This is a genomic window from Methanobrevibacter sp., assembly GCF_045646045.1.
Taxonomy (GTDB): Archaea; Methanobacteriota; Methanobacteria; order Methanobacteriales; family Methanobacteriaceae; genus Methanocatella.
Genome location: NZ_JAZRJY010000103.1, coordinates 1 through 3,192, shown reverse-complemented (window position 1 = coordinate 3,192; position 3,192 = coordinate 1). Strand labels below are relative to the sequence as shown.

1 protein-coding gene is annotated in these 3,192 nt (G+C 34.0%); it reads left to right on the top strand.

Annotated features, from left to right (window positions below; all coding sequences use genetic code 11):
• A partial coding sequence (locus tag ACKI5C_RS07035; RefSeq protein ID WP_407432459.1) for an AMP-binding protein occupies window positions 1-3,192 on the top strand: 3,192 nt, incomplete at both ends.

Here is a 3,192-nt window from a genome sequence, read left to right as displayed (position 1 = left end):
GATAAGCGTGCTTTGCCTGAAATCAATCTGACCAGTTTGCGTGCTGAATATGTGGCTCCAAGAAACAAAGTAGAAAAGGATATTGTTGACGCATTTGAAAAGGTATTCGGTCAGAATAAGATCAGTATTTATGATGATTTCACACGGCTTGGGGGAGATTCGCTCACGGCAATCAACTTATTGACAAGTCTTGGAGATTATAATCTTTCTGCAGGCGATATTTTAAGTCTACGCACTCCTCACGCTATTGCCGATGTCATTAATAAAAATAATGTTGAATTTGATTTGGATGTTTATTCTATAGATTCAGGATGTCCTCTAAATGAATATCAGTTGAATGTTTATCTGGACATTGTTGTAAATGAAAAAACAGATGCCTATCTTATTCCAATTAATATGGAATTTTCAAATGATTATTCTTTAAATGAAATAATAGCTGGATTAAATGAGATGTTTGAAATCCATCCTATCTTGAACATGTGTATTAGTGATGAATATGATGTTCCGTATATGGTGGGGAATTCTAAACCTGATGTTATTGTCGAGTCTGGTGTCGATGATGATTTTATTTTGGAATTTTTAACTCGGTCCTTTGATTTGCATAAGAGTCTCTGCAGATTTTTAGTAATTGAAAATGATGATTCTTATGAATTGTACGCCGTTTTCCACCATATCCTTTGTGATGCAAGGTCCTGTGTTGTATTTAAAGAGAATTTGCTGGCTGTTCTTAATGGACAAAGCCTTGAAGTTGATGATTCCTTCTTAAAGGTTTCAGCATTTACACAACAAATACAAGAATCCGAAATTTTCACTAAAGCCAGTGATTTTTACGACAATATGCTTGTTGAAAGTAATGAAGTAGGCGGTTTGCTGGATAGTATCAATGCAGATGGGCCTGGTACAGCACAAATTGGCTTGGATTTAGACAGTAGTATATTCCTAAATCAGACAGAAATTAGTGAAAATGTGTTGTTTACATCTGTTTTTGCTTATACATTGTCCCGTTTCACAGGAAATGACAATGCATTATTCAGTATTCTAGATAACGGCAGGGACAGGTTTGATGATTTTAATGCTTTCGGCATGTATGTGAATACACTTCCATTATTGGCAGATTGCAGTGATAGGGATATTTCATCATTTATTGAATATATGTCTTCTTTAATTTATGAAGTCAAGAGTTATAACTATTATCCGTTCAGATTACTTGCAAAGGAATATGACATTGATGCCAATATTTTATTCCAGTTTATTCCAGAATGGATGGAAAATGATGATGGGAATGTACGTGAAGTTTATGAAAAATTAGGCATTATAAGGAAAATGGATGATTTAATTGCTGATTTGACATTCGAAGTCCTTAAAAAGGACAATGAATATTATTTGAATGTAATATATTGTGATAAATACTCCAAAGAGTTCATTGACCATTTCATTCAGTCATATAAACTGATTCTGCATGGAATACTTGATGCAGATAAGTTAAGTGAGATTAATTATATTTCTGATGATGATATTAAACTTTTAGATGGTTATAATCAGACTGATTGTTCTTTACATTATGATGATATTTTGGATGCATTTAATGATAATTTGCTAAAATATCCTCAAAACGAGCTGGTTTCGTATAAAGATGTTTCCTACAGCTATGCTGAAGGGGCTTATATTGCAGATGTCATTTCCAAAAAATTGCTTGACTTGGGAGTTGAAATGCAGGAATCCATTAGCTTTTTAGTTCCCCGCAGTGAATTGTACATGTTTTGTATTTTGGGAATTATGTCAATTGGGGGCGTTTATGTCCCATTGGATGAAAATCTTCCGGATGAACGCATAAAATTCATGATAAATGATACTGAATCCAAAGTTGTCATTGTCAGTGATGAGACTTATGAGCGCGGATGTGATTTGGCTGAAAACTGTATAATTTTAAACATATCAGATATCATCAAATGTGAAATTAAATCTTTAAGTAAGTTGAATGTTTCTTATGGTGATCTAGCGTGCATATTGTATACAAGTGGAAGTACCGGTATTCCTAAAGGTGTTAAAATCACCAGAAAATCAATTATCAACTTCATCGATTTCCATGTTCATGATTTGGAAATTAGTCATGGTGATGTTTATGGTTTATTTGCTTCCATAGGCTTTGATGTTGCTATGGCTGCAATATTTTCAGCAATCTATTCTGGAGCTTGCCTAAATGTTATTCCTGATGACATAAAATTAAATATAAAATTATTAAATGATCATATCATCAGACATGATATTACACATTCTTTTATCACTACTCAAATCGCCAAGTTATTCATAAGCGAGATTGAAGAAACTTCATTGAAAGTGCTTGTCTCCGCTGGAGAAAAATTAGGTCAAATGGATGAGATTAGAGATTACAGAATTGTGGATGGATATGGGCCTACTGAAGCTTGTGTATATGTAATTAGTGTGGATACAAAAGATAAAATAGATTATAGTAGTGTGGGGCATGTTCTAATCAACACCAAAGCATATATCTTAGATAAGGAATTTAGGCGGGTGCCAATTGGAGCAGTTGGAGAATTATATTTATCCGGTTACCAGCTTGCTGACGGCTACCTGAACAGGCCTGAAGAAACTAATAAATCATTTTTCAACAATCCATTTGAAGAAAATGATAAATATGGTGGATTATATTGCACTGGTGATGTTGTGAGGTTATTGCCTGATGGAACTTATGGTATTATAGGTCGTCGTGACAGTCAAATAAAAGTCAGAGGAAACCGTATAGAACTATCAGAAGTCGAAGCAGCAATAAGAGAAATGGATATAATTGATGATGTAACTGTTCAGGTTATCAATATAAATGAAAACAATGAATTAATAGCTTATGTGGTATCTGATGAATCCGATGAGGAACATCTTAAGGACCTGGTTTGTGATTATGTGGGCAAACATAAGCCTGATTATATGATTCCTTCATTTTTAATGAAATTGGAAACAATTCCTTTGAATGTTAACGGTAAAGTGAACAAACGTGCCTTGCCGGAAGTTGATATGGATAGTCTTCATGCGGAATATGTTGCTCCAACTAATGAAACTGAAAAGCAAATAGTCACTGCATTTGAAGTGGCATTTAATCAAAAAGGCATTGGATTAAATGATGACTTTGTTCGTTTGGGCGGAGATTCTATCACTGCAATTCGTCTTATTTCATTG